Genomic DNA, 6,000 nt, shown 5'->3' with positions numbered 1-6,000 from the left:
CGCCAGGGAGAAGATCATGCGCCACTGACCACAACAGACACGCCCAACGGCTCGAACAGCCAGCGCCGTCTGTCAGATCAAGTCCTGGCTAATACACGTCATGGAGGGGCGGGAAGCGGCTGTCGCCCTTGCTCCCCCGGGCACGGCCGCCAGTCAGCAGCGACGCTGCGCGCCGTCTCGAGCCGTCCCGTCCAACCGCGCTGCTGCGCAAGGCGCCGCGCAGACGGCTTGAACCACCGCGCCGTGGGTCAACGCCTGAACACCTTCCGCCACCAGGGCTGCGAGGCCCGGGCCTTCGCGGCAGCCTCGGCCGCGGCTTGGCGTCGGCCCTCCTCGGCCCGGCGCTCGGCCTCGGCGCGCAGGGCCTGCTGGCGCGTCTCCGCGATGGCCGCGCGGCGCTCGGCTTCTTCAGCGCGCTGCACCGCCTCGGCGGCGCGCCTACCCTCATCGAGAGCGTGGGCGGCCTCCGCGCTGGCACGCGCCTCCGCCTCGCGACGTGCGAGCTCAGCTTCCTCCGCCGCCTCCCGTGCGAGGCGCAGAGCGGTCTCGGCCTCGCGTGCCGCGGCGCCGGCACCGTCGAGATCCGCCCGCAGCCTCTCCCGCTCCACCTGCTGCGCGGAGAGAGCTTCCCGCAGTCCGCCACCTTCCGCGATCGCGGCGTCCAGTTCGCGCTTCAATTGCTCGGCCTCGGCGAAGGCATGGCCGGCTGCGTCGCGCGCCTGCGCGGCAGCCGTCTCGGCCTCGCCACGCGCGTCGGACGCACTCCGCAGCACCCCTTCCGCAAGGGTCAGCATGCGCCGCAGCTCCGCCGTCGCAGCCTCCGCCTTCGTCGCGCGCTCCCGCTGCTGCGACAGCTCGGCTTCGAGGCCACGGGCCCGCGCCTCGGCCGCGTAGCGGCTCGCCAGCAGGCCGGCGATCGTCTCGGCCACGGTGACGGCGCCCTCGCGTCCGAGCCGCGAGGTGGCGGTCTGTGCCGGGGTGCGCCGCAGCTTGTAGCGGTCGATCACCTCGACAGGCACCGCGACGCGGTCGCCGCCATCATTGCCGCTCATCCGCTCCCAGCCCTGGCGTGCGGCAAGGCGGCGGAAGCTCTTGACCTTGATTCCGAGCTCCTGCGCGCCCTCGGCATGGCTGAACCACCGAACGTCTGCCCGAGCATCGCCGTCACCCCGCATCCGCGCTCCCTCTCGCCTCGCATCCTGGCCGCCACGCGGCAGGGCGCCCCTACGGGAAAAGGGGGGTAAGCAGAAGGCTGCGACGACGCGGAAAACGGCCGGCGGCCGCGAATAAACCAGGATAGCTATGAAAATGCGCCGCCAATCTACTTGGAATTACGCCTGGGCAGCTTCTTGTTCCCGTCGCGCATCTTCATCCCGGCAGGCTCGGCAGGGCCAAGTTGTGCTACGGCCAGGCCAGCCACCGTCCGCTCGGCCTTCAGGATCACCACGCGTTGGGCTACGGCCGCGACATGGTCGTGACGCGGCTCATCAGGACGGCGCGGGGCGCTTTAGGCGGGAGGCAGGCCCCCGCGGACAGCCTCAGCGCCTGATCGGATGGCGAAGGGTCCAGAATGCGACCGCCCCCAGCGCATAGGCCGCCATGGAGAGCCAGAAGCCGAAACGATAGGATCCCGCCAGAGCGCGGTAGGCGGCCAGCCAGTCGGCGGTCCTTCGTTACTGGGCAGCCTGGCGCTTTGGCATGGGGCGCAAACGCTCGGGCTGCACGGGTGTTCATCCCCGGTTCGGCCCTCCGGCGCGGTCCAGCACACCCGCCGCATCACCCCTCGTGCCGGCGCGCGAATCGCCACATCTCGGCGCCGGGCGCGACACCTAGGCCCGGACCTTCGGGCAGATGGTAGAAGCCTGCCTCGCAGCGCATACCGCCTTCGACGAAGTGCAGGTTCCGGTCGAAGATCGAGTGCTGGTATTCGTGTCCGTCGCAGTTCTGCAGCGCGGCCGAGGCGTGCAGGCTCGCCGCCTGGAAGATGCCGATGCCGATCGAGGCATGCGGGATGATCCGGCAATGGAAGGCCTCGGCCATGCGGCCGATCTTCATGAACTCGGTGACGCCGGTATGCGCCATCTCCGGCTGGATCACGTCCATGCAGCGCGCGACGAGGCGCGGCCGGTATTCGAAGGCGGTGCGCCACTCCTCGCCGAGCGCGATGGAGGTCCGCGCCTTGGCGGCGACCTCGCGCTGGCCCTCCATGTCCTCCGGCGCGACCGGCGCCTCGGCAAACCAGAGGTCGTGGGCGTGCAGGCGGTCGATCAGCCGCGTGGCGGCGAGCGCCGTGTGCTTCCAATGCATGTCGCAGGCGATGCGGATGTCCGGGCCGAGCGCGCCGCGCAGCGTCGCCATCTCCGCCTCCGCGCCCTCGTCGGCGACGGCGGCGGCGAACTTCACCGCGCCGAATCCCCTGGCCGCCCACTCGGTCGCGAACGCCACGCGCTCGGCCAGCGTGGGTTTCGGCAGGCCCGAGACATAGGCGGGCAGCGTCGCGTGCCGGCGCCCGCCCAGCAGCCGGTGCAGCGGCAGGCCGGCCAGCCGCGCGGCGAGGTCCCACACCGCGATGTCGAGCCCGGCCAGCGCATCCACGAAATAGCCGCCGAAGAAGCCGCGCACCCGCATCGTGTCGTAGAGGTCCTCGTGCAGCGGCACCGGGTCGCGCGGGTCGCGGCCGATGCAGAGCGGGCCGAGCAGGTCGGTCAGGATCTCCGCCACCGCGCCGGGCGCGACGATCGCGTAGCACTCGCCCCAGCCGACGGCGCCCGATGCGGTGGTGACCTTCACCAGCAGCGAGGTGTCGGTGGTCGGATAGACCGAGCGGTTGCCGCGGCGAATGAAGTAGCCGCGGCTGTTGACCGTCTCGCCCTCGCGCAGCGGCCCGAGGTAGGGCACGTCGCGCGGCACGACGACGACGTAGGTTTCAACGGCGGCGATCATCTCCGACACTGGCAGCGCCTCAGCCCACGGTGATGCCGGTGCGCTCGACGAGGCTGCGGAAGCGTTCCGCCTCGCTCGCCATCAGCCGCCCGAATTCCGCCGGCGAGCTCGGCGCCGGCACCGCACGCATGCCGCGGATGCGCTCCACCGTCGCCGGCATGCGCAGGAAGGCGCCGATCTCGGCGGAGAGGCGCTCGGCGACCGGGGCGGGGATGCCGGCGGGGCCCATGATGCCGTGCCAGGGCGTGAGCTGCACGCTGGGCACCAGCTCCGCGATCGCCGGCAGGTCGGGCGCGAAGGGCAGGCGCTCGGCGGTCGGCACGGCGATGGCGCGCAGGCGGCCGGCCTCGACATGCGGCCAGGCGGTGGCGAAGCCGTCGAGCGCCATGTCCACCTGGCCGGAGACGATCGCGGTGATCATGTCGGAGGAGCCGCGGAAGGGCACATGCGTCATCCTGGCGCCGGTCTCCAGCATCAGCAGCTCCATGCCGAGATGCAGGCTGGTGCCGACGCCGGAGGAGCCGAAGCTCAGCTTGTCTGGATTGGCCTTGATGTGATCGAGGAAGCCGCGGAGGTCCTGCACCGGCACCTTCCGCGGGTTCACCACCAGCACGCTCGGCGTCTGCGCGACCTGCGAGATCGGCGTGAAGTCCCGCACCGGGTCGAAGGGCAGGTTGCCACGCTTCAGCGCGGGCAGGATCGCGTTCGCGGCGATATTGCCCATGCCGAGCGTGTAGCCATCCGGCGCGGCGCGGGCGACAGCCTCCATGCCGATGGCGCCGCCGGCGCCGGTGCGATTCTCCACCGCGACGGGGCGGCCGAGCCGCGCCTGCAGGTGCTCGGCGACGAGCCGCGAGAGGATGTCCGCGATGCCACCGGGCGAGAGCGGGACGATCAGGCGCAGGTTGCGCTCCGGCCAGCCGCCCTGCGCGAGCGCGGGAACGGCGAGGAGCCCGCCGGCGGCGGCGAGCAGGGCGCGACGTGTGGATTGCATGGTGCTTCCTCCTTGTTGCGTCAGTCGAGGCCCGCGGCGAGGCGCAGCGCGGGCGAGAGCGGCGCATCCGGCGCCATCGGCAGCGGCCCGAGCAGCTCGGCGAAGCGCCTGATCTCCTCCATGCCGAAGGGCGTCACGCCGGGCTCCGGCAGGCGCGGATGCACCTCGTGCCAGCCCATCCGCAGCGCCATCAGCCGCTTGCCGTAAGCGATCAGCAGCGGCAGCGAGCGCGACATGAAGACGATGACGGGCAGGATGGCGCGGTGCAGCGCCTCGGCGCGCTCCGTCTCGCCCGCGGACCAGAGACGCCACAGCGCGACCTGCGCATCCACCAGCTCCGGCGCCGGGATCAGGCCCTGGCAGCCGCTGCGCAGATTGGTCGGCCATTCGATGCCGCCATGACCGGCAAAGACATCGCAGCTGCGCGACGCCTCCCGCGCGAAGGCGGCGACCGAGACGGCCGGTCCCTCGGCCTTCATGAAGCGGATGTTCGGATGGTTGCGATGGAGGGCGAGCAGCGCGTCGTTCGAGACCGACACATCCATGTTCAGCGGGTTGTTCTGGATTCCGACGGGTAGTGGCGAGCGATCGGCGACCTCACCCAGGAAGCGCAGGATCTCCCGCTCGGGCACGCCTTTCACCGGCGGCGGCTGCAGCACGACCCAGTCGGCGCCGCGCCGCTTCGCCTCGGTGATGAAGTCGAGCTGGCCGTGCACCGAGGCCTCGGCGACGGTCGCCATCACCGGCACGCGCCGCGCGACGCGGGCGGCTGCCCAGCCCACCAGGTCCAGCCGCTCGGCGGTGGAGAGGCGGAACACCTCGGTCACCAGGCCGAGCAGCGCGATGCCGTGGCACCCGGCGGCGAGGCACATATCCACCTGGCGGTCCAGCGCGTCGCGGTCGAGCCGGCCGTCGGGACCGTAGAAGGCGTAGAGGATGGGATGGACGCCCGACAGGCGGGGCAGTGGCGACAATCGCGTTTCCTCCGTGATCTACACACCCGTCAGTTCCATCAGATGGAACTAAGTTCTATTGAATGAGAGTGCATGTGAGACGAAGGCCGGGTCAAGCGCCTCTCGGTGCTGCGCCGCCGCTGTTCCATTGATCGGAACCGTGGTGTGGTGCCGCTATGCCGGACCTGCCGCCTGCCGAGGTGCCGCCGAAGGGCGTCTTCGCCCGCCATGTCGAGGTGCTCGCCGTGATCGCCGAGGCGGCGGAGCCACCGCGCTTCGCCGAGCTGCTCGCCGCCACCGGCCATTCGAAGGCGACGTTGCACCGCATCCTCGCTGCGCTGCAGGAGGAGCGCCTGGTGATGCCGGACCCACGCGGGGGCTGGCGGCTGGGGCTGCGCCTGGTCGAGCTGGCGAACCGCGCCTGGACCGGGATCGACCTTCGCAGCGCCGCCGAGGAGGAGATGATGCGGCTGCGCGACGCAACGCGGGAGACGGTGCGGCTGGCCGTGCTGCAGGGCACCGAGATGCTCTACCTGGCACAGGCGGACAGCCCGCAGCCGGTCAGCTTCCGCCTGCGCGTCGGCGCCCGTGGCCCGGCCTATTGCAGCGGCACGGGCAAGGCGGTGCTGGCCTTCCTGCCGCCGGGCCGACTTTCGGCCCTGCTCGATGCCATCGCGCTCGAACGCCACACGCCGCGCACCATCACCGATCGCCGCGCGCTGGAGCGTGACCTCATGGAGAGCCGCCAGCGCGGCTTCGCCCTGGATGACGGCGAGCAGGCTGCCGAGGTGCGGAGCCTGGGCGTGCCGATCCTGGACCGGCAGGGCCGGCCTGCGGGCGCCATCAGCTTGACGGCGCCGGCCTTCCGCCTGAGCCGCGACGCGCTCGCCGCGCTCGGCCCGGAGGTGATGGCCGCGGCACGGCGGATCGCGGCCCGGCTGCCGCCGATGATGACGACGGATGGGTAGCCCGCGACCGGCCAGACTGAGCACACCGAGCGTGGGGGCGCCCGAGCGCGATCAACGCTGGCGCAGCGGCGGCGACCGCGGGTGACGCGGCTCGCATAGAGGCCCGTGCCCTGGGTGCCCCGCGGCCAGCCGCCAGAGGGCA

5 protein-coding genes are annotated in these 6,000 nt (G+C 72.0%); 1 reads left to right on the top strand and 4 read right to left on the bottom strand.

All coding sequences use genetic code 11. From position 1 onward, the window contains the following. Positions 1–248: 248 nt before the first annotated feature. From ACESM1_RS02225 to ACESM1_RS02210, 4 genes are all read right to left on the bottom strand, one after another. Complete coding sequence (locus ACESM1_RS02225; RefSeq protein WP_372617299.1) at positions 249–1,175, bottom strand: hypothetical protein; 927 nt, start codon at positions 1,173–1,175, stop codon at positions 249–251. A gap of 601 nt (positions 1,176–1,776) precedes the next feature. Then, positions 1,777–2,943 (bottom strand): mandelate racemase/muconate lactonizing enzyme family protein, encoded by a 1,167-nt coding sequence (locus ACESM1_RS02220; protein ID WP_372617327.1) that lies wholly within the window; start codon positions 2,941–2,943, stop codon positions 1,777–1,779. Between the two features lie 19 nt (positions 2,944–2,962). Beyond that, complete coding sequence (locus ACESM1_RS02215; protein ID WP_372617298.1) at positions 2,963–3,937, bottom strand: Bug family tripartite tricarboxylate transporter substrate binding protein; 975 nt, start codon at positions 3,935–3,937, stop codon at positions 2,963–2,965. A 20-nt stretch (positions 3,938–3,957) separates the two neighbouring features. Further along, positions 3,958–4,911 carry a dihydrodipicolinate synthase family protein gene (locus ACESM1_RS02210; protein ID WP_372617296.1) on the bottom strand — a complete coding sequence of 318 codons (954 nt, stop codon included), beginning with the start codon at positions 4,909–4,911 and terminating at the stop codon, positions 3,958–3,960. Between the two features lie 155 nt (positions 4,912–5,066). On the opposite strand from ACESM1_RS02210, the gene ACESM1_RS02205 reads away from it, so the two are divergent. Beyond that, positions 5,067–5,858 carry an IclR family transcriptional regulator gene (locus ACESM1_RS02205; RefSeq protein ID WP_372617294.1) on the top strand — a complete coding sequence of 264 codons (792 nt, stop codon included), beginning with the start codon at positions 5,067–5,069 and terminating at the stop codon, positions 5,856–5,858. The last annotated feature ends 142 nt before the right edge of the window (positions 5,859–6,000 follow it).

It is taken from the genome of Falsiroseomonas sp., from assembly GCF_041690465.1.
Lineage (GTDB): Bacteria > Pseudomonadota > Alphaproteobacteria > Acetobacterales > Acetobacteraceae > Falsiroseomonas.
Note: the sequence above shows the minus strand (reverse complement) of the source record. Positions and strands in the feature narration are given on the sequence as shown.

Bases quoted from the DNA above. Each gene is read 5' to 3' on its own strand.
- ACESM1_RS02215 (WP_372617298.1), bottom strand. From the start codon at position 3,937: ATGCAATCCACACGTCGCGCCCTGCTCGCCGCCGCCGGCGGGCTCCTC.
- ACESM1_RS02225 (WP_372617299.1), bottom strand. From the start codon at position 1,175: ATGCGGGGTGACGGCGATGCTCGGGCAGACGTTCGGTGGTTCAGCCAT.
- ACESM1_RS02220 (WP_372617327.1), bottom strand. From the start codon at position 2,943: ATGATCGCCGCCGTTGAAACCTACGTCGTCGTCGTGCCGCGCGACGTG.
- ACESM1_RS02205 (WP_372617294.1), top strand. From the start codon at position 5,067: ATGCCGGACCTGCCGCCTGCCGAGGTGCCGCCGAAGGGCGTCTTCGCC.